Source organism: Neobacillus niacini (assembly GCF_000759675.1).
Classification (GTDB): domain Bacteria; phylum Bacillota; class Bacilli; order Bacillales; family Cytobacillaceae; genus Neobacillus; species Neobacillus niacini_A.
The window spans coordinates 1-23,575 of the sequence record NZ_BAWM01000026.1; the positions used below are offsets into that span (position 1 = coordinate 1).

Genomic DNA, 23,575 nt, shown 5'->3' on the forward strand with positions numbered 1-23,575 from the left:
TTCAAAATCGAACAAGAAATTGCCGTTTTTTTGTCTAGACCATGCTTACATTTCTAAAAACGTAAGTTTTTCAGTGCCCTCTTAAATTGGAAGGTTATTTTTTTAGCTAGGACCATTTTCCACCTTATTTAAGGTCTCCTGTAAATATTGTGTCAGCTTCCTCCTCAGCTCTGGCCGTTTTAAAGCAAAGTCGATGGAAGCTTGTAAAAATCCAAATTTATCACCAACATCATAGCGATTACCTTTAATCAGATAAGAAAAAATAGGTTCACGAGCCAAAAGGTGGTCAATGGCTTCTGTTAGTTGAATCTCTCCTTTTGAATCAGGTTTACCTCGCTCTAACATCTCAAAAATAGTAGGCGTTAATATATATCTACCTACAATCGCTTGTGTAGAGGGAGCTTGGGTAATAACGGGTTTTTCTATGAGACTCTGAACCTTATACAAGTCTTTATATGGATAGGAATAATCAACAATTCCGTACTTTACCACGTCTTCTTGGGGCACTTCTTTACAGCCGAGGATACTTGATTGCACTTCATGGTATTTATCAATCATTTGTCTCAATGCAGGTGTTTCGCTGTCAATAACATCATCCCCAAGGAGGACGGCAAAGGGTTCATTGCCAATAAATTTCTTTGCACATAATATGGCATGACCAAGCCCTAAGGGTTCCTTTTGGCGGACATAATGAATATCTGCAAGAGTAGAAATTTTTTGGACGACCTTTAGCATTTTTATTTTTCCACTGGTTTTTAATTGCATTTCTAATTCCAATGATTTATCAAAATGATCTTCTATCGCCCGCTTATTTTTACCAGTAACAATAATAATATTTTCGATTCCCGACAGGACAGCTTCCTCAACAATATATTGAATCGTTGGCTTATCGACTATTGGCAGCATTTCTTTAGGCTGAGCCTTAGTGGCTGGAAGAAATCGAGTCCCCAACCCAGCAGCAGGAATGACAGCTTTTTTTATCATCAATGCACCCCCTCTTTTCTCTAAAAGTTGAGACTCATTTAATCCTATGCTCCTTAGAATATATTTAGTATTAACGCATGGTTTAGCAAAACAATTGATAAAAAGGAATAATTTCCATTCTAGATGCGAACTTTATTAAACGAGTTAGGTGTTGAGAAAGAAGGCTTACGAGGTGTTAATGAGTGTTCAATGATTTTAAAAAAGAGCTAAGATTAATCCTATTTGCTTTACTTATTCTAACAATATATCTTTCCCCACTCTTTATTCTCCAAGAAAATGCTCATATCCGTGTTCATGATAATTTGGATTCGAATTTAGCATGGTATAAAGTTCTGACCAGAAGCGGTCAAATGTTTGGAGATGTAAATGCCGTGATCCCCCAAATTATTAATGGGGTACCAAGAAATGCATTTGGAACCGAATACAGTGTAATAGTCTGGCTCTATGCTTGGTTTCCAACCATGATGGCCTATTGTCTAAGTCAAACATTAACTAGGATTGTTGCCTTTATAGGAATGTATTTACTATTAAAAAAACATTTCCTTCCGGGTGAAAGATGGAGCTTTCTACAAGTTGGCACATCGCTTGCATTTGCCTTAACCCCCTTTTGGCCATCAGGCATGCTTAGTACGTTAGGAATGCCGCTGGCTCTGTGGGCTTTCCTTAATATCCGAAATGGAGAAGGAACAAAGAAAGATTACATTGTCCTTACGCTAATTCCTTTTTACGCTAGCATTGTCTTAGGTTTTTTCTTTTTTTTAAGTGCAATGGGAATCTTTTGGCTCGTGGATGTACTAAGAGGAAAAGGGTGGAATCTTCGTTTCTTAGTATCTATTGCCTATATGACTTGTATTTTTATGCTCGTTGAATATCGATTGGTCTACTCCTTTTTATTTTCTACTGAACTAAACAGCCGGGACGAATATTTTCACGCTTCCTTACCATTATGGCGAGTAGTACGGCTGACACTTAAAAATTATGTTTTAGGACATACGCATGTAATGACTGTACATGGTTTATTTATTTTACCAATTACGTTTATTGCCCTGTATTTTGTTTATTCAAAAAAACTATGGAAACAAGAAAAGCTTTTTGTTTTTTTATTTGTATTAAATTTCTTGTTATCACTCTGGTATGCCTTTTGGTTCTATAAAGGGTGGTTACCATTAACTAAAAAGTTCCATTTTATGGACACATTTAATTTTGCCCGCTATCACTTTTTAAGACCTTTGGTCATTTATACTGGGTTTGCTCTGGCATTAAAAATTGTTTCGCTCCAAGGGCATAGCTGGGCGAAAACAGCCAAATGGTTTGCCATTTTGCAAATTCTTTTATTGTTTTTATATAATGATGAGATTATCTATCAGAAAAAACCAACCGTAAAAGAATTTTATGCAGAGGAATTATTCGCTGAGATAAAAGAACACATAGGACAAGAACAAAAAGATTACCGAGTCGCAAGTATTGGGATTCATCCTGCCATTGCCCAGTATAATGGCTTTTACACACTGGATACCTATAATAACTTTTACCCATTAGCCTATAAACATCAATTTAGGAAAATAATCGAGGTAGAATTGGCAAAAAATAAAACAATCCGCAAATATTTTGATCAGTGGGGAGGCCGCTGTTATATCTTTACCAATCAGCTTAGAAAAAGATATATGATCAAGAAGGACTCCAAAAGGAAATTAAAAAACCTGCAATTAAATACTTCTGTGTTTAATGAGATGGGTGGTCAGTACATACTTTCTGCTCTGCCTATAACCAATTCAGAGGAAAATCAACTAACACTGGATAAGGTATTTGAATCGAAAAACTCGGCATGGAAGATTTATTTATACAAGACTTTGTAAACATCGGGGGTTATAACGGATGATGGAACCTGTCCTGACGATTGTTGTGCCTTGTTATAATGAAGAAGAAGTATTACCTGAAACGATTATTCAGCTCGACCAGTTCGTAAAGCAGTTGATAAGCGAGCAGCTCATTTCGAATCGTACTAAGATTTTGTTCGTTGATGACGGAAGTAAGGATCGAACATGGGAAATTATTTATAAAGCAGGTTTAAGAAATGAGCATGTCCGCGGCTTAAAATTATCAAGAAATGTTGGTCACCAAAACGCATTGTTAGCTGGCTTGTTTGCTGCTAAGGAGATTTCAGATTGTGTTGTCTCCATTGACGCCGACCTACAGGATGACATTCAGGTTATTCGTGAATTTATCCATAAATATAATGAAGGAAATGAGATTGTTTATGGCGTTAGAAATCGCAGGGATACTGACACCATCTTTAAGCGGAGTACGGCTCAAGGTTTTTATAAGGTTATGAAGAAGCTTGGTGTCGATCTTGTTTATAATCATGCAGATTTTCGCTTAATGAGTAAACGAGCATTAATGGAGTTAGAAGGATTTAAGGAAGTAAATCTTTTTTTACGTGGAATTGTTCCACTCCTCGGATTTCAGTCTGATATCGTTTACTACGATCGAAAAGAAAGACAAGCTGGTGAAACAAAGTACCCGTTAAAAAAAATGCTTGCTTTTGCCTTTGACGGAGTAACATCCTTTTCTGTTTCCCCTATTCGATTTGTATTATTTATCGGATTTGTTTCCTTTTTCCTAAGTCTTTTATTTGGTTTATACTTTTTAATGTTAAAAACGTTAGGTGAAACACAGACAGGCTGGACGTCACTCATCACTTCAATCTGGTTGATTGGCGGATTACAGTTGATTGCAATTGGTTTAATTGGAGAGTATATAGGGAAAATTTATAAAGAATCAAAGCAACGTCCCAAGTTTATTATTGATATTGATACCTTTTCGATGCCAATTCCAAGACATCATTTAATTAAAAAAAGTGAGGAGGATGAATTTTATAAAACCAACTAATTGATTTATTCGCTTACTATTGGTGAGTTTTCTTTTCTAAAGAAGACTCTTTTTTTTTGAAAATAATGTGGTACAATCCCTCTTTCCTGAATAAAAATTGATAGACAGGCTTCTATTTCGATTCAGGGAGAGATTAGGATGAATGTATTTTTGAGTTATATTTTACTGGGGTTATCGCTCGCTGCACCTATTGGACCAATTAATGCAGCTCAAATTGATAAGGGGATAAGACACGGATTTATGCATTCATGGCTTATTGGTGTAGGGGCTGTCGTTGCTGATGGGGTTTACATGATGGTCGTTTATTTTGGAGTTGTTCACTTCCTGGAAACTCCTTTTATGAAAACCTTTTTATGGTTATTTGGCTGTTTTATCTTAATTTATACGGGAATTGAAACCATGCTTTCTGCAAATAAGCTGAAAATAGGAGAGAAAAGGAAGGATGAATCACTAGTAAAATCCTTTTTATCAGGTTTTTTTATGTCTATATCTAATCCATTAACCATTTTATTTTGGCTGGGGATTTACGGGTCTGTTCTCGCCAAGACAGCTGCCACCTATGAAACGAACCAGTTAATTATTTATAGCAGTGCGATTTTTATTGGATTACTTATTTGGGATATCACAATGGCTGGTATTGCAAGTAATTTCCGAAAATATTTAACCTCTAAACTACTTGTAGGGATTTCACTTCTATCAGGAATCACTCTGATAGGGTTTGGGATTTACTTTGGCTTTCAAGCCTTCAATGTTCTATTTGGATCATAATGAAGCCAGCGAAACAATCGCTGGCGATCAGAAATTATGCGGTAGGCCAAGGACTAAGGACTTTTCCTTTTTTCTTTTTCTTCTTCCATTTGAAATTCATGATCAATGTGATACAGCCTATTATACCAACGAATGCTAAGCTGATAAAAAAGCCTAGACGGCTTGTGCTGTGAAATAATGTTCCACTGACTGCGACCAGTATTAATATGATCCCAATGGAGTATTTTATTTTATCCTTTGCCGTAACCTCTAAAAGTTTCCATGATGAAGCTAAAATAAAAATCCAATTGTATAGCAGCATGAGACCAGCAGCTGTTGTAATGTATTCATAAACATGACCAGGCATAAGCAGAGCACAGATAATGGATGAAGATATACCTATTAATGTAATCACTAACGTTGGCAAAGGTACCTTCAATTTGCCCTGCTTACAGAACATAGCTGGTGCATCGCACTCTTCTGAGAGAGTAACGAGAACACTAGTAACAGCAAAAAGGGACGCTACCATTGTCGAAAAACCGGCAATAATTAAAGCCCCATTAAAAAGATGTGGTATAAAAGTTAAATTGTAATTATCTAATGCGTTAACAAAAGGACTTTTCTCGCCATTAAATTGATTCCAAGGTACCATTAATACAGCGAGACCGATTGAGAGCATATAGATGATCATTAAAGTCAATAACATTGCTTTTCCAGCCTTTGGAGCTTCCTTAGGATCCTTTAACTGAGTGGCCATTAATCCTAATATTTCAATTCCTCCAAATGCATAAAAGGCAAAAATAACACCAGACCATAACCCTAGAACTCCATGTGGGATTAAATCCTTTCTGCTATCAGGATATTGAATAGGACGGTCTCCATCAATCACACCAAATATAGCCAGTAAAGCAATAATAACGAACATTAATATCGCGGCTATTTTTAATATAGCAAGCACGTTCTCTAATTTGTTTAAGATACTTACTCCGATTAGAATGACTACAAGACCTAAAAGAGCATATATACCTGCAAATACCCATAGTGGAATTTTTGGGAACCAAAATCGTGAAAAAATGGAAAGTGCAGTCATTTGACTGCCCATAATTAATACCTCAGACATCCAATAGACCCAGCCGCTGCTAAATCCAGCCCATCTGCCGAAAGCCTTTTTCGCATAGGAACGAAAACCGCCTTTTAAAGGTTCTTGAACAGTCATTTTTGCAAGGGCGTCGAAGACAAAATAGGTTCCAGCAGCAGCAAGGATGAACGCAATTAATATGGCAGGTCCTGTCATTTTGATAGCAATACTTGACCCTAGGAAGAATCCTGTACCAATGGTGCACCCCACCCCAAATAACGAAAGCTGCCACCACTTCATGTTATTTTCTTCATTTGCACTGCTACTTGATTTTCCCATTACTGTTTCTCCCAGTCGCTCCTACCGATTTATCCGTATTATCCTGGTTATTATATTCAGGGTCATTCATGCCGTGTTGTTGGTTGGCGCCACCTAAGTATACCCCCTGATGGTTTTGCTGTTCTTTTTTGAATTTATTAAAATCTTCGTTTACCATTTATATCCCCTCTTTTCCTTTCTAATGACTTTCTATATGTTAAGATACACCCTCTCCAAAAACTTATTCAGACAGTTAGTAAGAGCAATTTAGGATTTTGTTGGAATCACCAAATTAATTACATAATCATGACCATAATCAATGAAAATAAAAAGGTACTAGATAAAGTTGAAATCATTAATGGGCGATATAGATAAGCAATAAGCCTTGAAAGGGGTTTACTATGTTAACGACAGAACAGCTAGCTGGTTTTCGTTTGCAATTATTAAAGGAAAAAGAGGAAATAGAAGAGCGCCTCGAGCAAAATGATCACTATGGTTTAGAACGAGGGCATTTTCATGAATCAATGGGGGAGTTATCTAGTTATGATAATCACCCTGCAGATGAAGGAACAGAGTTGTATGAACGTGAAAAGGATATAGCGTTAAATGAGCATACAGATTTGCAGCTAAGAAATATTAATAAAGCACTCGAAGCAATGGAAAATGGGACGTATGGTAAGTGTGAGGTATGTGGAAAAGAGATCCCTTATGAACGATTAGAGGCCTTACCTAATACAACCTACTGCAAAGAACACAGTCCAGATCAAGTAATTTCACATGATCGACCTATTGAAGAAGGTGTATTAATGCCTCCGTTTGGAAAATTCGATATGGATTCGAAGGATGAAAACGTTGGCTTTGACGCCGAAGATTCGTGGCAAACCGTGGCTCAATGGGGAACATCCGAAACACCATCAGACCTCGCTTTTCCGGAGGAGCGTTACAACGATGTGAATATTGAACCAGATGAAAATGAGGGGTATGTTGAGGACTTTGAAAATTTTGTAGGAAATGATATGTATGGTAACAATATTACCGTTTACCCAAACTCACAACACGAACGCTATGAAGAGTCACTTGATGAAGAAGGTATCATGACAAGCTTTGGAGACTTACCAGCATATGAACATGATCCTTATGTAGACGACGATAAGTAAAAAAGAAAACAGCTTTCGGTTGGAAAGCTGTTTTCTCTAATTTTCAAAATAAGAAAGGATATTTTCGACTTCGAGAATTGTCTAGCTTCAGCGCCTAGGGGCTCGGGGTCATAAGCTTGTCTAGTTGCGGCTCCTTGGGACTTGAGTAATAAGCCACCCCATGAAGAAGGCAAAAAGCGCCTTCTTGCATGGTTCGTCTTATTCCTTCGTCCCAGGGCAGTCGCCTCCACATTTCTGACAATCCGTCAAGAAGGTAAAGACCAACCTTCTCGCCGGCTCGTCTTATGCCTGTCACCCCTAAGCAAGGCGCTTATGCTTTTCTAATGGTTTCTATAGGGTTTTTGGGCAATCGGGAGATCCTTCGCGTTTAAATCGTCATCAGTGGATGCATCTATTTCACCCTCCATATAGGCGTCACTTACCTGTTCATGTGTGGTCGATAGACCCGTAGACATGACATCGTTTTTTTGATAGTCGCTTGTTTCGTAAATACGTCCAGCGAGATCAGTACTGTTGTTGGCAGAATTCTTTTTATCCATGCAGCACACTCCTTTAATATTTTTGATACAACCGTATTTTCTACTTTTTATTCGAGGATTACTCATAAAAAAATTAGGAGCTGTTTAATATGAACAAAGATAAATATCCATCAAGGGAAGAATTGGATGAAGCATTTCATTTTCTCCATGATGCAATTAACAGAATCACAGTCGAAGAAGAAGAAGAAATGATGTTGGAGGAAAATAGGAATAATCAGATGAAGAAATAGAAATTTTTTGAGGTGGAGAAGGAAGATGAGGGAATCCTTAGCTAAGAAAATTGCCTGGATAAGTGTTATCAGTAATATCATTTTAACTTTAGGGAAACTTTTCATAGGTTGGTATGGGAATAGTGACGCTGTTTTTGCGGATGGAATTCATTCTGCTGCTGATGTTTTTGCTTCTGTTATCGTTTTAATGGTCATTAAACTTGCTAATAAACCTGCTGATAAAGAACATCCCTATGGTCATGGAAAAGCAGAGGTCATTGTTTCCGGCATAGTAGGAATTTTGCTATTTCTCGTTTCAATATATGTTGTCTATGAAGGAATCAGTGGTTTCTTCCATGAAGTAGAAACACCGAGTTTCTTAGCCATGTGGATTGCGATCATTTCATATGTTACAAAGGTTATTTTGTACCGTTCGTCATTAAAGGTGGCGAAGGAGCATAATAGTAAGGCAATTGAAGCCATTGCGTTTGACCACAAAGCGGATATTGTGGCTTCAATTGCTGCAGCTATCGGGGTTCTACTTTCCATAATTGGCGAACGCTTTGATATTTTATTCTTGCATTATGGCGATAAAGCAGCAAGTGTATTTGTAGCCTACTTAATTTTTAAAATCTCAAAAGAAATGTTAATGGAAGCGTTCGATATCTTACTCGAACGGAACATTGATGCCGAAACATTACAGGAATACATGAATGTTGTGAATGAATTCCGGGAGGTAAAGAGGATTGATCGGATAAGAGCGAGGGAACATGGTCATTATGTTTTAGTTGATCTTAGAATATCGATTGACCACTTTAAAACCATTAAGGAGGGTCATGACCTTGCTAAGTTAATTAAAGGGAGCATGATGGAGGAATACGATAACATTGAAGAGGTATTAATTCACTTAAATCCATATTTTCCAGAATAAAATCTTGTTTGTGCTTTTTTGTTTTTGGGTTTATGATAATGGAGTAATTAAATGTTAAGGAGTTGATATTTTTGAGTTATGCAATAGACCCAGACCCTAGTAGCAGTGGGGAAGTCAGTGTTATCTTTGAATTGGATTCTACAGGAATATCAGCTCTTAAGAAGGTAGTTTGGCTTCCTCGAACACAGTAAGTGAGGAGGTTTTATCATGTTGGAGATTTATAAAAGCAGTGAAACAAAAGTGCTGGAACAGGTGAATGAAATTTCAAAAGGCTGCTGGGTTAATATGTATGCCCCAACCGAAGAAGAAATTAATAGAGTCGCAAATGAAACAAACATCCACGTTGATTTTATTAAAGACGCCCTGGATGATGAAGAACGTCCAAGAATCGAGCGTGAAGATGGGCAGGTTTATATCATCGTGGATTACCCTTATATTACTCATGATGATGCTGGTTTCCCTATCTATGAGACGATTCCAATTGGGATTGTTTTAACCGATGAATTTATTATCACTGTATCGTTAAAGGATACCCCAATATTAGAAGTTTTTAAGAATAATAAAATAAAAGAGTTTTATACCTTTAAAAAGAACCGATTTGCCCTTCAAATTCTGGCTATCATTACGTCTTATTATCTTCGTTATTTAAAACAAATTAATAAACGAACAAATGAGATCGAGCGGGAACTTCACCAATCGATGAAAAACAAAGAGTTATATGCCTTTCTAGCATTAGAAAAGAGCCTAGTCTATTTCACCACCTCCCTAAAATCCAATAAAGTGGTCTTAGATAAAATTCTTCGTTTCAGTTATATAAAATTGTACGAAGAAGACAAGGATTTATTAGAAGATGTAATGATTGAAAAAATTCAGGCGATTGAAATGGCTGAGACGTATAGCTCGATACTTAGTGGGATGATGGATGCTTTTGCTTCGATTATCTCCAATAACGTAAATATTGTCATGAAGTTTTTAACATCATTCACGATCATTCTTTCGTTCCCAACCATCGTGTTCAGCTTTTATGGAATGAATGTTGATTTGCCGCTCCAAAACAGTCCACATGCCTTTTGGATATCAATAACCGTTGCATGTGTCTTATCCACATTAACTGCATTAATTTTTTGGAAAAAGAAATATTTTTAATATATTTTATGAAAAAAGTTGGGGCTCTGAAGTATATCTTCAGGGTCTTTTTTTATAGAAACGAAAAAATTTCCCAACTTGTTTATTTTTCAGATGGCTTTTCTTGCCCTTAATTATTATATTTTAAATAGTCTGAACAAATAAGTGGAAGAGGGGGTAGTGTTGGTATAAAATAGGAAAAAAAGGAAGGGATTCTAGAGGGTGGTTATGCTATGGAATTTGGACCATTAATTAAATTTTACAGGACCCAAAAAGGGATTACACAAAAGGAACTTGCTGCTGGAATTTGCTCTATCCCTCATTTAAGTAAGATCGAGAATAATTCAAAAGACGCTAATAAAGAGACTATTTCCTTATTGTTAGAGAGACTTGAAGTGAGCTTTGAGGAAATGGAAGAAAAAGAAGAGTTAATTAAAAGTCTATTAAAAGATTTTGGTGAAAAGATTAACTTCTATTTACGAGAGGAAATTGAAATAACTTTTAAAAGGTTAAAAGAAATAGAACATGTTATCCCTTTTTCTGCTCAGATGTATTCATATGAATTATATAAATATCGGTATCTACTTTTCAAGGGTTTACTATCAGAAGCAGAGGCTCAACGAGATATTTTATATAAGCAAAAGAAAAATTTTTCCCAACATGAAAGGTATTTATTTCGCTATTACAATGCTGTATTTTTAATATTGAAGGGACAGTTTAAAAAAGCAGATGTTATCTTCGATGAATTATTTCTAGAAAACAACAATGAAGCCGTAAATGGAGAATTTCTTTACCACTGGACTTTTGTAAAAAGTTCTCTTGATCAGCCTGGTCATGCTATTCACTTCGGTAGGCAGGCACTGCAAATCTTTATGAATCAACATAATTTTTATCGGATTCTCCATACGCTGATGGTGTTAGGTATTAATTATTCTCGTTCCAGTATTTACGAGGAAGCTCAGGTCTGTTTTAACCATTTAATAAGGAATGCTGAACTGCTAAAGGAAGAAAGAATGCTTCCGCAAATCTATCATAATATGGGCTACTTACAGGATAGAATGAACAACGTAAAGGATGCGTTAATGTATTATGAAAAGAGCCTATCTTTACAATCTATTAAAAACCAGCATTACTTTGTAACTTTATATGCAATTGGTGAAATTTACTATAATTTAAATATAATGGAAAGAGCGAAGGAATGTTTTCTTCTTATCAAATCCCTTTCCAAAGAGACTGGTGTGAAAAAACAAAGTCTTCTGTCTAACTTTTATCTCATTCATATGGAATCACCTGAAAAAGCAATGAAATTTTTAGAAGCAAAGGTAATTCCTTATTTAGAGAGCGCAAAAGAACATAAGGACGATTTAACCCGTTATTACAAGCTGCTTTCAGAGAATTACAATCAAAATGGAAAGTACTTAGAGGCAGTAAATTATCTATCCAAAATTACTTGAGGAGGAAGTAAATGAAAAAGTCTATTATACTCTTATTCTCACTCTCTTTACTTATTCTTTTATCACCTGCTACAAAGGATGTAAGCAGTACATCTTCTTCGAATGAACTTGCGAAAAATATCTATTATCAACATGCTGACCCTATTCACCCTCCTGTTGGATAATTATAAAAAAATCCTTTTAGACACTCTTTTTTTGTCTGAAAGGATTTTTTTTTATTAATTTTAATAATTAGGGAAAAGTAATTTATATGTGTTTAACAAGGAGGAAAGTTTTATGAAATCATTTGTTGTAGGTTTTCATCAAGAAGACAATGTGGATTCTATGCAAATTCAAAAGCTAAGCCAAGAGGATTTTGAAAAAGCAACAGAAGGGGGCACCAGACATTTATTTGATTTAGATACAAATATTGGGTTTTTTGTCTTTTTTGATGCAGAGGACGCAGATGGTGATGTTTCCTATATGGTGCTTCAATATGAGGATCCAACTGGAGAGGATGGCAGTGAAGATCCAGTGGGCTGCTATTCCTTCCAGTTGAAAGATTTTTATGAATTTACAGCACTTTACTTAAATGATCTCGAATTTAATGAAGAAGTAAGTGAAGAGGAAGAAGATTATGGACCGATTCACCATCTTGCTCATCTTCTATTCCATATTGTTGAAGAAGGAAAGGATTTAGAGGTATAAACAAAACCCCCTTAACAAAGGGGGTCTTATTATTAAGATTATGCTTTTAATACATCATGGTCGACATAGCGCTCGCCATTCAATTCACTAATTACATTGATCGCTACTTTCGCTCCGTCACCAGCGGTAATAATGGTATGTACACTCACACCAGCCGCAGTTCCTGCTGCCCAAATGCCATCTACACTTGTTTTGCCTTCAGCAGTTACATCAAAAATCGTTTTGACTCTTGGCTCAGTTCCAGGCTTAGTTGTTATACCTGCTTTTTCAGCAATGTCGACAAGGAATCCTGTTGCAACAATAACATGCTTAACTTCATGCTCTCCGTTGTCTGTTTCTACCTTAAAACCGCCTTCAACTTTACTAATGTTGGTAACGGTAGCTTGTACAATTTCGCCGCCAAATTTAGTTACTTGCTGCTTACCAATTTCAACGAGGTCAGGTCCGGAGATTTCAGAAACACCATAATGGTTCTCCACCCATGCACGCTTTGTAGCGCTCTTATCATTGTCAATCACCAATGTTTTCTTTCCTGCTTTCGCAGTAAATAAAGCGGCACTTGCTCCTGCAGGTCCAGCACCAATTACAACAACATCCAACATGGAAAAACCTCCATTCGAAAAATTATATACAAAAAAAGTGTACCTTAATAAGAAGTAAAAGTAAAAATCACTGCTCAAAACGTAGAAAAAACCATCAAAGTAAATGATGGTTCAAGTCGTTTATTGCTCTTTAACTTTTAAGTATTGCTGGTTTTTTAGTTCTGGAGATGCAGGTTTCCGAACTTGCAGGAAGTAGTAAAGAATGGCTCCAATAAGAACATAAAAAGCACTAAGGAAGTATAAAGTACTAAAGTCCATTTTTGCTACAATTAAACCCACTAAGAAAGAACCTAGTGCAATGCCAATATCATAGATTGATAGAAAAGTAGCTGTAGCTAAGCCTCGTTTTCTAGGAGCGGCATTTTGAATGGCAATCGTTTGAAATGTTGGGAAAAGGGTACCCCAGCCTAATCCAATCATTCCGGCTGATACGAGAAAAGTAATCGCACTTCCGCTTTGACTTAATACAAACATTCCTATCGCAAACAAGACGATTGAAGGGAAAACAATCACGTTAGGACCATATAGATCCAACCATTTGCCTGTAAAAGGTCTAGACATTAATAAGATTATCGCATAAACAACGAAGAACAGACTTGATACTTCTCCAAGATGGATTTCATTCGCATAGACGGATACGAAGGAAAGCAAGGCAGAATATACAATCGCTAGAAAACCGCCGACAAGTGCAATCGAAACTGCAGAGGGTTCAAACAAGCTTCTCAATGAGAAAGCTGGAACAATTACCTGCTGCTCAGGCTCTTCTGGTTTTGATAACTTAACTGTTAGACCGGTGATAAGCGCTCCAATAGCGACAATCACGGTCAGGATGAACATTGTTTTTGCTCCCCACTGTTGGATGGCTGTCAAACCTACAAAAGGTCCTAACACCATTGCCATGTTTGTCGACATGACGAAGTATCCCATTCCTTCTCCTCTTCGTGAGTTAGGAATAAGGTCTGCAACAATCGCTCCTACTGCAGTTGTGGCCATTCCAAACCCAATTCCGTGTAACAAACGAATAACAAGAAATCCTGTTACTGACTTTGGGAAAAAATATAAAAGGGAAGCTGCTGCGAAAATAATAAGTGCTGTTAATAGAACTTTTTTATTGCTTCCTCGCTCAAGCCATTGACCTGCAAGTGGTCGTGATATGATGGCGGAAAACAAGAATACAGTTGTCATTAATCCCGCCTGTGAAGCATTGCTGTGAAATTCCTGTAATGCGTATATAGGTAGAGTTACGAGTAAGATATAAAAAGTTAAAAATAGGAAAAAGTTACTCAAGGAAATATTAATAAAATCCTTCGTCCACAATTTTGGTTTGTTCATTTTTAACACTCCTTTTACAATAGCTGTTTTAACCAACTACTTTGCAAGCTTACTAATTCTTGTTGTGAAGTTTCTGGAAAATCCATCAATAATGCCTGGTTGCACTTCGAAACAGCATGTTCCCACTTAGGAAATTCTTTTACTGCTTCTTCGGTTAATTGGATAAACTTCTCACGTTTGTCCTGTCCCGGTATTTGTTTTACATACCCTTGTTTAACAAGACGCTGAATCGTCCGGGTCATAGGAGGAGCTTCAACAAATAAATACTCACATAGTTCTTTTTGAGTTATAGAACCTTTTGTGTTTAAAACAAAGAGGACAGACCATTGAGCACTATATAATCCATAAGGTTTTAGAGCTTCATTTAGTTTATTGGTAAGCTGTCTTGAAAGTTGATGAAGAGTATGAAATAATACGTGGTTGGTCAAATTAAATTCACTCCAAATTTAATATATGCACATTAGTTACCTGAGTAATTAATAAAAATTAATTACCTAGGTAACTATATCGATTATAGAGAGAAATGTCAAGGAATGAAGTCTATAGAGGCAGTTGGCGAGTAATTAAATGGATTCCGCGAGTAAAATGCAATTGTTCGCGAGTAAATCAGAAAATCTCGCGAGTAAATCGTACTATCTCTCAAAAATCAGAGCAAAAACACAATATCACACGTAAATAATCTAGATAAAAGCACAAAATAAAAAGTCCGCGGACAAATAATGCATTTCCGCGGAATAAATGACTACTATCTTAAAACATTAAAGTATCTAGCTTCTGGATGGGAAAAAACCATGGCTGATACGGAGGCTTCTGGCTCCATCATGCACCCATCTGTTAATTCAATCCCAATTTCCTCTGGATGAATCAACGCAAATAGTTTCTTCTGATCCTCTAGTTCTGGACATGCCGGATAACCAAAGGAGAAGCGTTGTCCTTGATATTTAGCGGTAAATCGATCCTGCATCGTAAACGTTAGAGGGTCAGGGAATCCCCAGCGATCACGCATTTGGCGATGGATTAATTCTGCAAAGCCTTCGGCCGTTTCAAGTGCTAATGATTGTAGGGCATGGCTTTCAAGAAAGCGGCCATCATGCTTGAATTGATCTGCCTTCTCACGGATACCTCTTCCGGCCGTTACCGTAAAGAAGCCAACATAATCTTTTTCACCGCTGTCGACCGACTTAACAAAATCGGCCAAGCATAAATGTGGTGCAGAATCCTGACGTGGGAAATCGAATGTTTCGATGATACGATTAGGCTCTTCTGGGTCGTATATGAAAATTTTATTTCCATCTGACTGGGCAGGGAAAAATTGATAGACCGCTGCTGGTAAAATCCAATTATCTTTTTTCGCATCTGCTAATAACCCATCAACTACTTCTTTTACCTTTACAGCTTTTTCATTTTTTTCAGCAAGTAGATTTGCAATTTTTCCTTTAACTCCTAAATGGTGACCGATTAACATTTGCATATTGATATAAGGCTCAATATGGGAAAGGGAGTAGGTTTTTAAGATATGTTTCTTTGTATCCATCGGTGTGAAAACCGGTACTTCTGTAGAAACGGATGGTCTAGTTTTTACAGCTATCGATACGGCTGAACGAGTTGGATGCTCCCGCGGTAGTTCTTGAGCCGCTAGTTTTTCATTTTTTTCAGCAATCAGTTTTTCATGCTCCTCTGGAGATTGAAGCTGATTCGCGAGTGATAATCCAGTCATGGCATCCTTTGCATAAAGTACGAGTCCTTCATATTCCTTTGCAATCTTGGTATCGGTGAACTTTCTAGAAAGAGCAGCTCCTCCCACCATGATAGGTGTTGAAATTCCAGCTTCTCTCATATCCTGTGCCGTTATAACCATTTGCTGTGCCGATTTCACAAGCAAGCCGGATAATCCAACTATGTCCGGTTTCTCTTTATGAATCGCTTGAACCAAATCAGTCGGTGATACCTTGATCCCTAAATCAAGCACATTATAGCCGTTATTGCTAAGAATAATGTCTACTAGGTTTTTCCCAATATCATGTACATCACCTTTTACTGTTGCCAAGATGACCTTCCCTTTGGAAGCAGACACATCGCCTTTTTCCATATAAGGTTCTAAATAAGAGACTGCCGCCTTCATGACCTCTGCGCTTTGAAGAACTTCAGCTACTATGAGTTGATTGTCATTGAAAAGACGTCCTACTTCTTTCATGCCTTCCATTAATGGTCCATTGATAATATCAAGGGGGGCAGGATAATTTTCAAGTGCTATAGCTAAATCAGGCAATAAGCCTTCCTTTGTTCCCTCTATCACATAGTAAGAAAGACGTTCTTCTAAACTCATGTTTGGTACAGTACTCTTTGTCTCTTTCTTTTTGCCTCGATAAAATTCAGTAAAGGTGGCTAATGTTTCATCTGTCGTGTTAAATAAAAGAGCTTCTGCTAATGACACTTCTTCCTTCGATATGGAAGCAAATCGTTCTAGTTTTTCAGTGTTTACAATCGCATAATCCAGACCTGCTAATGTACAGTGGTATAAAAATACAGAGTTTAAAATTTCTCTGCCGACAGGCGGAAGACCGAAAGATACATTACTGATACCAAGAATGGTTTGTGTCTTAGGAAGATGTTCTTTTATTAACTTAATACCCTCTACCGTTGCTTTTGCAGAGCCAATATATTGTTCATCACCAGTACCTACAGGAAAAACAAGCGGGTCAAAAATAAGATCCTGCGGCTTCAAACCAAATTTGTTAACTAGAATGTCATAGGATTGTTTGGCTATTTCTAATTTCTTTTGAGCTGTAACCCCCATACCTTTTTCATCAATCGTACCAACGACGACCGCTGCACCGTATTTATGAATCAGTGGAACGACTGCCTCAAATCTTTCTTCGCCATCTTCAAGGTTAATTGAATTAATAATCGCCTTTCCTTGAGAATACTTGAGTGCTTTTTCGAGTACTTTCTCATCTGTTGAATCAATAACTAGTGGAACTTTTATTTTTTTCACCACTTCAGGGATGAAATTCTCCATGTCGTTAAGTTCATCACGATCAGGGTCGGCAAGACAAATATCAATGACATGTGCGCCGCCCTTAACCTGGGCACGTGCAACCTCTGCCGCTTCTTCAATCTTACCTTCGTTAATGAGGCGTTTGAATTTACGAGAGCCAATGACATTTGTACGTTCTCCGACCATAATCGGACGCAGTGTCGGATCATCGTAAACAAATGGTTCAATACCAGATACCATATGGAAATCAGAAGACTGTGCCTCGCGTGGTGAGAACTTTTTCATTTCATCTGAAATCGCCCGAATATGATTTGGTGTTGTACCACAACAGCCGCCAACAATGTTTAACCAGCCATGGGCTGCAAAATCAGCAAGCTTTTTCGCTAGCGTTTCTGGTGTTTCATGATAATGTCCTTCTTCATCAGGCAACCCAGCATTTGGATAACAAATAATTGCTGTTGAAGCAAGATTGGAAAGGGAACGGACATGCTCCTGCATAAATTCCGGACCTGTCGCACAATTTAGTCCCACTGCGACGGGATTCATATGCTCTAATGAAATGTAAAAGGATTCAATCGACTGCCCAGCAAGGGTTGTGCCCATCGGCTCGATTGTGCCTGACACAATTAATGGAAGAACTTTTCCTGTTTTATTAAAAGCATTTTTTATTCCAATAAAACCAGCCTTTACATTCAGCATATCCTGACTTGTTTCAAGAAGCAGAAGGTCGACACCACCATCAATAAGCCCAATTGCCTGTTCCTCATAAGAAGCAGCTAATGCTTCAAATGTAGTTCCGCCAGTAACACTTAGAGTTTTAGTGGTCGGTCCCATTGAACCTGCTACATACCGCGGCCAATCAGCAGTAGAAATTTTTTCAGCTTCCTTTTTGGCAATTTGACCAGCAATTTTATTTAATTCATAGGCCTTAAAGCCAAGATTGTATTCATCAAGAACAATGCTTGTTGACCCAAAGGTATTGGTTTCAATAATATCCGCACCAGCCTCCAAGTATTCACGATGAATTTTCGCGATCACATCAGGAGCTGTTATATTCAGATACTCATTACAACCCTCGTATTGCTCACCGCCAAAGTCCTCTGCTGTTAGATTTTCCTGTTGAAGCATGGTACCCATCGCACCGTCCATCACAAGGATTCGTTTTTGTAGTTGTTCACTGAATGGAGCTTTCGACATAGCTGTTCCCCCTAACTTGACTTGCACGCTGTCTGGCATATATGGCTAATTCTGTTGTTAGTTCATATCGTAAAAATGGTGTGATTAAATAAATTCCATTGAATAAATCAAGTGCCGTGTCAATTAAAGATTTCGTTATTTCAATTCCTTCACGCGCAGCTTGAAGCGGTCGATCATTCAATGCCGCCATTCTGTCTCGAATCGATTGTGAGATTTTAATTCCTGGTACTTCATTATGAAGGAATTCTGCATTTCTACTGCCTGTTAATGGCATTAACCCGATGTAAATAGGTGCGTTAAGGTGTTTCGTATGTTCATGGACTTCGATTAATTTTTCCTCAGAGAAGACAGGCTGTGAAATGAAATAATCTGCTCCAAATTGAATCTTTTTCTCGAGACGTTTAACAGCTTTTTCTACTGAGCGAACATTTGGATTAAAGGCACCTGCAATACTAAAAGCCGTTTTTTGACCTAGGTCTTTTCCGGAGAATGACAACCCTTCATTTAACTGTTTAATCATTTGAATTAACTCAAATGACGATACATCATAAACAGAGGATGCACCAGGAAAGTCTCCGACTCTGGCTGGGTCACCGGTGATAGCCAGAACATCATGCATTCCAAGGGTATGAAGCCCCATTAGGTGAGATTGCAAACCAATAATATTCCGGTCTCTGCAGGCAATATGAATAAGCGGTCGCATCCCTAATTCTTGTTTAACAAGATAACCTAAAGATTCATTGGAAATCCTCACCTGAGCTAAAGAGTTATCTGCCATCGTAATCGCATCGATTCCTGCTTCTTTCAAAGCCTTTGCACCTTCAAAAAATTTACTGGTATCAAGCTTTCTTGGAGTATCTAATTCTACAATAACTGATGGTCGTCCCTTCACGATTTCCTCAAGAGGCTGGAGGTCCCTTTTAGCTGCACTGTGTTCAATGGTGATCTTCTTCGATTTAAATTTAACTACTTTATCAGTTACAGGAATGCTATTTTTTAACTCTGACGCAAACGCCTGGATATGTGCCGGGGTCGTTCCGCAGCAGCCGCCAAGTAAACGCACGCCTTCTTGACGGAAGCTTTGGGCAGATTTTTTAAAATAATCTGAGTCCCCTTCATAATGGAATTTACCGTCTGTATAGGCTGGCAGACTTGCATTCGGGTAGGCAGAAAGGTAAGCATGTTTAGGCAGTTCAATCTGCTCAAGTGTTTTCAGCATATGATGGGGCCCGAGCCGGCAATTCAAGCCAATTACATCAGCGCCAAGATTTTCAAGTCGGGTAAACGCATCATTAATCGGTGTTTGGTCTTGTAAAATGCCTAGCTCCTGAAGAGAGACTTGGGCAATAATCGGCAGCTTTGTTTCTTTTCGAGCAATTGTAAGGACCGTTTCCAGTTCCTCAAGGTCGTAAAAGGTTTCTAATAAAATGCCATCAACCTCTTCTAGCAATAGGCAATATAGCTGTTCACGGAAACTACGCTTTAATTCTTCTATTGATAAAGCACTAGGCTTAATCCCGCGGTTACCTCCGATTGTACCAAGAACAAAAGCATTTTGCTGAGCTGCTAATTTAGCATTCTGGACGGCTGCACTATTGATTGCTTTAACAGAGTCCTCTAGACCATATCTTTGCAGTTTTAGATAATTCGCCGCATACGTGTTTGTTTGAATCACGTCCGCACCGGCATCAATATAGGCTTTATGGATTTCTTGAATTTTTTCAGGATGAGAAAGGTTCAACTCTTCAAAGCAGCTATCCTTACCAAATGAATAAAGAAGGGTGCCCATGGCACCATCACCTATTATTATTTGATTTTTTAATTTCTCTAAAAAGGTCATCATCATTCTCCTTGCTGCAAGACCAATAGTTTTTCATTCACCTGATGTAACGCCTGAGAGAAGTCATTAATGAGATCGTCTGGATTCTCTAAGCCAACCGATAAACGAATGAGGCTATTTTTAATTCCTCGTTTTTCCCTTTCTGCTTGTGGCATAGCTGCATGCGACATTTTGGCCGGGTAGGATAAAATGGATTCAACTGCACCTAGACTAACAGCAAAAACAGGTATTTTAACATTGGAAAGAAAGACTTGAAGTGCTTGTTCGTTCGTAAAATCAAACGATAAAACCGCCCCAGGTCCTTTACTCTGACTTTTTTGCAGCTCGTGCTGTGGATGGTTTTTAAGACCAGGGTAGTAAACCTTTTCAATTAAAGGATGAGTCTCTAAAAATTCCGCTAGTTTGATAGCTGATTTTTGTGATTGTTCTAGTCTGACATGAAGGGTTTTTATTCCTCTTAGTACCAGCCAGGCATCCTGTACCCCAAGTATTGCACCAAAGGAATTTTGTAAAGAGTATAGCCTTCTTCCTAATTCTTCATCTATTACTACCGCAAGACCTGCAACTACATCACTATGACCTGATAAAAACTTAGTTGCACTATGAAGAACGACATCTGCTCCAAGCTCTAAAGGTCTTTGGTACTCGGGAGTTAAAAAAGTGTTATCTACATATGTGATTGCGTTCATTTCTTTTGCCAAAGAAGTAATGGCTTTAATATCCGTAACCTTTAATAGAGGGTTTGACGGTGTTTCCACATAAAATGCTTTGGTGTTAGGCTTAATTGCTGCTTTTACTAGATTTAGGTCTGTCATATCTACAAATGTATGCTCAATCCCGAACCGAGTCAGTACTTCAGTGACCATTCGATAGGTACCGCCATACACATCTTCGGTAATGACGATATGGTCTCCAGAAGAAAGAAGGAGGAAGGCTGTTGAAATAGCTGCCATTCCTGACGAAAAAGCAAAACCTCTCGTTCCGCCCTCTAATTCAGCAATAACATCTTCGAGCGCTTCTCTTGTGGGGTTTCCACTTCTAGCGTAATCGTATTTCCCGAAACTTTCTAAATCAAATTGATGGAAGGTTGATGCATGTTGGATCGGCACACTTACTGCTCCCGTGACTGGATCAACTTTATGCTGATTATGAAGGAGCTTGGTTTCAAAACGATAATTTTCTGAACTCATTATCCAATCACTCCTTCTTTTAATTTGGCTAATGCAAGTTCAAGATCTTGAATGATATCTGTAGGATCTTCAAGTCCTACAGAAAATCTTAACAACCGATTACAAACACCTGACTGAATTCGAATTTCTTCTGGAATATCTGCATGAGTCTGTGTCGCTGGATACGTAATAAAGCTCTCTGTTCCGCCAAGGCTTTCAGCAAAAGTAATAAGAGATAAACCTTGCAGGAATGGATTAACCCAGGCTTCATCCTGTAAGCGGAAGGAAACCATTCCTCCTTTTCCAGGGTAAAGGACATCTGATACTTCTTCATGATTAGAAAGGTATTCTACGATGACCTTCGCATTGCTTTCATGTCTTTGCATACGAAGGGATAAAGTTTTCATTCCGCGCATCACTAACCAGGAATCAAAAGGACTTAGGACTCCGCCTGCTCCGTTATGATGAAACGCGAGCGCCTCACAAATTTCTTTACCCTTAGCAACGATAAGACCTGCAAGGACATCATTATGGCCGCCTAAGTATTTTGTTGCACTATGAATAACAATATCCGCACCAAGCAGGATTGGCTGCTGGAGTAGCGGTGTATAGAATGTATTATCAACAATCAGAATAATTCCGTGCATCTTTGCAATCTTTGACACCGCAGCAATGTCTGATTGCTGCATAAGTGGATTAGTCGGAGTTTCAAGGAAAATCGCCTTGGTTTGAGTGGTAATCCGACTTTCAATATCTTCCGGACTACACGTATTAACATATTGAGTTTTCAATCCCCATTTTTTAAATCCCTTTTCTAGTAAACGATACGTTCCACCGTATAAATCCTCGCTCACAATCCATTCGTCCCCAGACTGGAAAAGAGAAAGGATTGTAAAAATAGCTGCCATACCCGAGCTGCAGGCATAGCCTTGATCTGCACATTCGAGGTCGGCAATCGCCTTTTCAAGGAGCTGGCGAGTAGGATTACCCGTCCGTGAGTAATCAAATCCTGTTGATTGCCCAATTCCCTCGTGGCGGTAGGCAGTTGAAAAATAAACAGGAGGATTGACGGTGCCTGTCACCTTATCACTTCTATTACCAATTTGAGCTAACTTTGTATCGATCTTATAAACCATTTTCTTTAACCTCCTTTATAAAAACAAAAAAAGCCTTCTATAAGAAGAAGACTTTTGGATGCTTGGTAAGCATAGGTCATTCTCCTTATCTCACAAGTTAACAAATAACTTGCAGGACTTAGCACCTTTTCAATGAAAAAAACATTGAAGGTTGCTGAGACTTCATAGGGCCATTCCCTCAGCCTCTCTTGATAAGAAAGTATAATATTTAGACTTTTTATAAAATTTACTACACTAAAAGAGAAGTGTCAATGTTATTTACTAACTAATTTAAATGTAAGCGTTTAGTTTAATATTATTTATTATTTTTTTCCCAAATTTTAAACTTAATATAATTTATATATTCTTTAAAGTCTTCTTTTTCTATTCCATCCTTAATAGCCTTTTCAATTATATTTTCCCATTCCTTATCAAGGATTTTTTCGCCATTGCAATCCACCTGGTTTTCAATTTGCTCTACCCCAATAAGTAAATATTCAATGGAAACATCTAAAGGTTTCGCAACCTTCATTAAAAAATGAATGGAAGGATTTTTATTAAGATCCCGTTCAATATAGCTTAAATATGACTTTGATACATTAGAAAGTTCCGCAAGCTCGGTTATAGAATATCCCTTTTGTTCTCTTAATTTTTTTATTCGGTCTCCGATCATATTAATCTCCTCAATACCATAATTTTATTATGTATAAAAATGAGTTTTCCCAATTAACAAAAGATATCATGCCTATGTTTTTAAAATTTTTTACTAAATGGGGTATAAGTTCTAAGTACTATCAGTATTAATTGTTAGAGCATATTTTACTAATATTATAAATCATTTAGTTGTACTTTTTAAAGAACAAATTATCGTCAAAATATATAAAGAATTTTAAAGGGAATTGTCGTAAATTAGGGAAAAAACAATATATTTGATTGAATAAAGGAGTTTGATTTTTTGGTCATAAGGATTATAATGTTCTTAATAAAGGATGTTCTGTATATAGAATTATTTTAAAAATATGAAAGAGATACCCAAGAATAAATACAATTTATTACATTTCGGGTGAAATAAATTTGACACTGTGAATTTGTGGGAAATGAAAGCTAAATAGGAAAAAATTTAGTTCTATTTCGAGTTAAACGGTCTATATTATGTAAATAATAGTTCTTAATATGGAATTGGTGATATCTTCTTACCATTATA

General features: G+C 37.5%; 22 protein-coding genes and 1 riboswitch. Of the genes, 10 read left to right on the plus strand and 12 right to left on the minus strand.

What is annotated here, in order from left to right:
• Window positions 1-102: 102 nt before the first annotated feature.
• Entirely contained in the window at window positions 103-984 is an 882-nt protein-coding gene (gene galU / locus TR08_RS14095; protein ID WP_081954486.1) for a UTP--glucose-1-phosphate uridylyltransferase GalU, read from the minus strand.
• Between the two features lie 182 nt (window positions 985-1,166).
• Between galU and TR08_RS14100 the strand changes: the two genes are divergently transcribed.
• The 3 genes from TR08_RS14100 (at window position 1,167) to TR08_RS14110 (ending at window position 4,641) form a co-directional block, all read left to right on the plus strand.
• Complete coding sequence (locus tag TR08_RS14100) at window positions 1,167-2,840, plus strand: DUF6044 family protein (protein WP_045519115.1); 1,674 nt, start codon at window positions 1,167-1,169, stop codon at window positions 2,838-2,840.
• A gap of 19 nt (window positions 2,841-2,859) precedes the next feature.
• On the plus strand, window positions 2,860-3,873 hold the full coding sequence (locus TR08_RS14105) for a glycosyltransferase family 2 protein (protein ID WP_045519117.1): 1,014 nt from the start codon (window positions 2,860-2,862) through the stop codon (window positions 3,871-3,873).
• A 138-nt stretch (window positions 3,874-4,011) separates the two neighbouring features.
• Entirely contained in the window at window positions 4,012-4,641 is a 630-nt protein-coding gene (locus TR08_RS14110) for a LysE family transporter (RefSeq protein WP_045519119.1), read from the plus strand.
• Between the two features lie 34 nt (window positions 4,642-4,675).
• Here TR08_RS14110 and TR08_RS14115 read toward each other — a convergent pair whose 3' ends face one another.
• Window positions 4,676-6,037 carry an amino acid permease gene (locus tag TR08_RS14115; protein ID WP_045519121.1) on the minus strand — a complete coding sequence of 454 codons (1,362 nt, stop codon included), beginning with the start codon at window positions 6,035-6,037 and terminating at the stop codon, window positions 4,676-4,678.
• Window positions 6,021-6,194, minus strand: a complete 174-nt coding sequence (locus tag TR08_RS32545) for a hypothetical protein (protein ID WP_193747743.1) — start codon at window positions 6,192-6,194, stop codon at window positions 6,021-6,023. Before TR08_RS32545 ends, TR08_RS14115 begins: the two co-directional genes overlap by 17 nt.
• Before the next feature lie 223 nt (window positions 6,195-6,417).
• Here TR08_RS32545 and TR08_RS14120 point away from each other — a divergent pair, with 223 nt between their 5' ends.
• Window positions 6,418-7,173, plus strand: coding sequence for a TraR/DksA C4-type zinc finger protein (locus tag TR08_RS14120; protein WP_045519122.1), 756 nt, complete (start codon window positions 6,418-6,420; stop codon window positions 7,171-7,173).
• 320 nt (window positions 7,174-7,493) lie between these two features.
• Here the strand turns inward: TR08_RS14120 and TR08_RS14125 are convergent, their stop codons facing one another.
• Entirely contained in the window at window positions 7,494-7,712 is a 219-nt protein-coding gene (locus tag TR08_RS14125) for a YozQ family protein (RefSeq protein WP_045519123.1), read from the minus strand.
• 89 nt (window positions 7,713-7,801) lie between these two features.
• Between TR08_RS14125 and TR08_RS32550 the strand changes: the two genes are divergently transcribed.
• The 6 genes from TR08_RS32550 (at window position 7,802) to TR08_RS14145 (ending at window position 12,118) form a co-directional block, all read left to right on the plus strand.
• Window positions 7,802-7,942 (plus strand): hypothetical protein, encoded by a 141-nt coding sequence (locus TR08_RS32550; protein WP_193747744.1) that lies wholly within the window; start codon window positions 7,802-7,804, stop codon window positions 7,940-7,942.
• Between the two features lie 25 nt (window positions 7,943-7,967).
• Window positions 7,968-8,852: a cation diffusion facilitator family transporter gene (locus TR08_RS14130; protein WP_045519125.1), complete on the plus strand. Its 885-nt coding sequence runs from the start codon at window positions 7,968-7,970 to the stop codon at window positions 8,850-8,852.
• A gap of 207 nt (window positions 8,853-9,059) precedes the next feature.
• On the plus strand, window positions 9,060-9,998 hold the full coding sequence (locus TR08_RS14135; protein WP_045519126.1) for a magnesium transporter CorA family protein: 939 nt from the start codon (window positions 9,060-9,062) through the stop codon (window positions 9,996-9,998).
• Between the two features lie 212 nt (window positions 9,999-10,210).
• Window positions 10,211-11,431: a helix-turn-helix domain-containing protein gene (locus tag TR08_RS14140; RefSeq protein ID WP_045519127.1), complete on the plus strand. Its 1,221-nt coding sequence runs from the start codon at window positions 10,211-10,213 to the stop codon at window positions 11,429-11,431.
• Between the two features lie 11 nt (window positions 11,432-11,442).
• Complete coding sequence (locus tag TR08_RS32555) at window positions 11,443-11,595, plus strand: hypothetical protein (RefSeq protein ID WP_193747745.1); 153 nt, start codon at window positions 11,443-11,445, stop codon at window positions 11,593-11,595.
• A 112-nt stretch (window positions 11,596-11,707) separates the two neighbouring features.
• Entirely contained in the window at window positions 11,708-12,118 is a 411-nt protein-coding gene (locus TR08_RS14145) for a hypothetical protein (protein ID WP_045519128.1), read from the plus strand.
• A gap of 38 nt (window positions 12,119-12,156) precedes the next feature.
• Here TR08_RS14145 and TR08_RS14150 read toward each other — a convergent pair whose 3' ends face one another.
• From TR08_RS14150 to TR08_RS14185, 8 genes are all read right to left on the minus strand, one after another.
• On the minus strand, window positions 12,157-12,720 hold the full coding sequence (locus tag TR08_RS14150; RefSeq protein WP_045519129.1) for an FAD-dependent oxidoreductase: 564 nt from the start codon (window positions 12,718-12,720) through the stop codon (window positions 12,157-12,159).
• A 120-nt stretch (window positions 12,721-12,840) separates the two neighbouring features.
• On the minus strand, window positions 12,841-14,052 hold the full coding sequence (locus tag TR08_RS14155; protein ID WP_045519131.1) for an MFS transporter: 1,212 nt from the start codon (window positions 14,050-14,052) through the stop codon (window positions 12,841-12,843).
• Between the two features lie 14 nt (window positions 14,053-14,066).
• Window positions 14,067-14,480: a MarR family winged helix-turn-helix transcriptional regulator gene (locus TR08_RS14160; protein WP_045519132.1), complete on the minus strand. Its 414-nt coding sequence runs from the start codon at window positions 14,478-14,480 to the stop codon at window positions 14,067-14,069.
• Window positions 14,481-14,797: 317 nt separating this feature from the next.
• Window positions 14,798-18,247, minus strand: coding sequence for a methionine synthase (gene metH, locus TR08_RS14165; RefSeq protein WP_045519134.1), 3,450 nt, complete (start codon window positions 18,245-18,247; stop codon window positions 14,798-14,800).
• Window positions 18,225-20,087 (minus strand): bifunctional homocysteine S-methyltransferase/methylenetetrahydrofolate reductase, encoded by a 1,863-nt coding sequence (locus tag TR08_RS14170; protein ID WP_045519135.1) that lies wholly within the window; start codon window positions 20,085-20,087, stop codon window positions 18,225-18,227. Before TR08_RS14170 ends, metH begins: the two co-directional genes overlap by 23 nt.
• Before the next feature lie 2 nt (window positions 20,088-20,089).
• Complete coding sequence (metC, locus tag TR08_RS14175; protein ID WP_045519136.1) at window positions 20,090-21,277, minus strand: cystathionine beta-lyase; 1,188 nt, start codon at window positions 21,275-21,277, stop codon at window positions 20,090-20,092.
• Window positions 21,277-22,392 (minus strand): methionine biosynthesis PLP-dependent protein, encoded by a 1,116-nt coding sequence (locus tag TR08_RS14180; RefSeq protein WP_045519137.1) that lies wholly within the window; start codon window positions 22,390-22,392, stop codon window positions 21,277-21,279. The genes metC and TR08_RS14180 overlap by 1 nt, the downstream gene beginning before the upstream one ends.
• Window positions 22,393-22,474: 82 nt before the next feature.
• A riboswitch (SAM riboswitch) is annotated at window positions 22,475-22,590 on the minus strand.
• A 97-nt stretch (window positions 22,591-22,687) separates the two neighbouring features.
• Window positions 22,688-23,044, minus strand: coding sequence for a helix-turn-helix domain-containing protein (locus TR08_RS14185; RefSeq protein ID WP_045519142.1), 357 nt, complete (start codon window positions 23,042-23,044; stop codon window positions 22,688-22,690).
• Window positions 23,045-23,575: the final 531 nt, after the last annotated feature.

What these genes read in the sequence shown, in the direction of transcription:
- galU (WP_081954486.1), bottom strand. Translation starts at nt 984, where the DNA reads ATGATAAAAAAAGCTGTCATTCCTGCTGCTGGGTTGGGGACTCGATTT.
- TR08_RS14105 (WP_045519117.1), top strand. Translation starts at nt 2,860, where the DNA reads ATGATGGAACCTGTCCTGACGATTGTTGTGCCTTGTTATAATGAAGAA.
- TR08_RS14110 (WP_045519119.1), top strand. Translation starts at nt 4,012, where the DNA reads ATGAATGTATTTTTGAGTTATATTTTACTGGGGTTATCGCTCGCTGCA.
- TR08_RS14115 (WP_045519121.1), bottom strand. Translation starts at nt 6,037, where the DNA reads ATGGGAAAATCAAGTAGCAGTGCAAATGAAGAAAATAACATGAAGTGG.
- TR08_RS32545 (WP_193747743.1), bottom strand. Translation starts at nt 6,194, where the DNA reads ATGGTAAACGAAGATTTTAATAAATTCAAAAAAGAACAGCAAAACCAT.
- TR08_RS14120 (WP_045519122.1), top strand. Translation starts at nt 6,418, where the DNA reads ATGTTAACGACAGAACAGCTAGCTGGTTTTCGTTTGCAATTATTAAAG.
- TR08_RS14125 (WP_045519123.1), bottom strand. Translation starts at nt 7,712, where the DNA reads ATGGATAAAAAGAATTCTGCCAACAACAGTACTGATCTCGCTGGACGT.
- TR08_RS32550 (WP_193747744.1), top strand. Translation starts at nt 7,802, where the DNA reads ATGAACAAAGATAAATATCCATCAAGGGAAGAATTGGATGAAGCATTT.
- TR08_RS14130 (WP_045519125.1), top strand. Translation starts at nt 7,968, where the DNA reads ATGAGGGAATCCTTAGCTAAGAAAATTGCCTGGATAAGTGTTATCAGT.
- TR08_RS14135 (WP_045519126.1), top strand. Translation starts at nt 9,060, where the DNA reads ATGTTGGAGATTTATAAAAGCAGTGAAACAAAAGTGCTGGAACAGGTG.
- TR08_RS14140 (WP_045519127.1), top strand. Translation starts at nt 10,211, where the DNA reads ATGGAATTTGGACCATTAATTAAATTTTACAGGACCCAAAAAGGGATT.
- TR08_RS32555 (WP_193747745.1), top strand. Translation starts at nt 11,443, where the DNA reads ATGAAAAAGTCTATTATACTCTTATTCTCACTCTCTTTACTTATTCTT.
- TR08_RS14145 (WP_045519128.1), top strand. Translation starts at nt 11,708, where the DNA reads ATGAAATCATTTGTTGTAGGTTTTCATCAAGAAGACAATGTGGATTCT.
- TR08_RS14150 (WP_045519129.1), bottom strand. Translation starts at nt 12,720, where the DNA reads ATGTTGGATGTTGTTGTAATTGGTGCTGGACCTGCAGGAGCAAGTGCC.
- TR08_RS14155 (WP_045519131.1), bottom strand. Translation starts at nt 14,052, where the DNA reads ATGAACAAACCAAAATTGTGGACGAAGGATTTTATTAATATTTCCTTG.
- metH (WP_045519134.1), bottom strand. Translation starts at nt 18,247, where the DNA reads ATGTCGAAAGCTCCATTCAGTGAACAACTACAAAAACGAATCCTTGTG.
- TR08_RS14170 (WP_045519135.1), bottom strand. Translation starts at nt 20,087, where the DNA reads ATGACCTTTTTAGAGAAATTAAAAAATCAAATAATAATAGGTGATGGT.
- metC (WP_045519136.1), bottom strand. Translation starts at nt 21,277, where the DNA reads ATGAGTTCAGAAAATTATCGTTTTGAAACCAAGCTCCTTCATAATCAG.
- TR08_RS14180 (WP_045519137.1), bottom strand. Translation starts at nt 22,392, where the DNA reads ATGGTTTATAAGATCGATACAAAGTTAGCTCAAATTGGTAATAGAAGT.
- TR08_RS14185 (WP_045519142.1), bottom strand. Translation starts at nt 23,044, where the DNA reads ATGATCGGAGACCGAATAAAAAAATTAAGAGAACAAAAGGGATATTCT.